The sequence below is a fragment of the Paenibacillus sp. T2-29 genome, from assembly GCF_052921365.1.
The window spans coordinates 1-641 of record NZ_JBREVE010000027.1; the positions used below are offsets into that span (position 1 = coordinate 1).

General features: G+C 50.5%; 2 tRNA genes and 2 rRNA genes. All 4 read left to right on the forward strand.

Annotated features, from left to right (window positions below):
• Positions 1-110 (forward strand): 5S ribosomal RNA (gene rrf / locus ACU1JV_RS28040); the annotation flags it as partial.
• Between the two features lie 42 nt (positions 111-152).
• Positions 153-229: transfer RNA gene (locus tag ACU1JV_RS28045), tRNA-Ile, on the forward strand.
• A gap of 20 nt (positions 230-249) precedes the next feature.
• Positions 250-325: transfer RNA gene (locus ACU1JV_RS28050), tRNA-Ala, on the forward strand.
• A gap of 130 nt (positions 326-455) precedes the next feature.
• A 23S ribosomal RNA gene (locus ACU1JV_RS28055) occupies positions 456-641 on the forward strand; the annotation flags it as partial.

Consider the following 641-nt stretch of genomic DNA (forward strand, 5'->3'; position numbering starts at 1 on the left):
GCGATAGCGGAGGGGTTCCACACGTACCCATCCCGAACACGACCGTTAAGCCCTCCAGCGCCGATGGTACTTGGACCGCAGGGTCCTGGGAGAGTAGGACGCCGCCAAGCGCAACCACTAAAGAAGAATTTTTTTTTTTGGTGGTTTATTATGGGCCCTTAGCTCAGCTGGTTAGAGCGCACCCCTGATAAGGGTGAGGTCGGTGGTTCGAGTCCACTAGGGCCCACCATAAACTTTATATTTTCTTTTGGGGCCATAGCTCAGCTGGGAGAGCGCCTGCCTTGCACGCAGGAGGTCAGCGGTTCGATCCCGCTTGGCTCCACCAAAAAGATTTATTATTGCACCTTGAAAACTGGATACCGAAACGAAATTGCGTTTTAGAATATTCCTTTAAGCTGATCTTGTGTAAACAAGTGAAATAAAGGTAGCATATCGTATTTACATTGTAGATACTAGGTTAAGCTACAAAGAGCACACGGAGGATGCCTAGGCGCCAGGAGCCGACGAAGGACGTGGCGAACAACGATAAAGCCTCGGGGAGCTGTAAGCAAGCTTTGATCCGGGGATGTCCGAATGGGGAAACCCGGCTGTCTTCATCGACAGTCACTACTCACTGAATTCATAGGTGAGTGAGAGGCAGA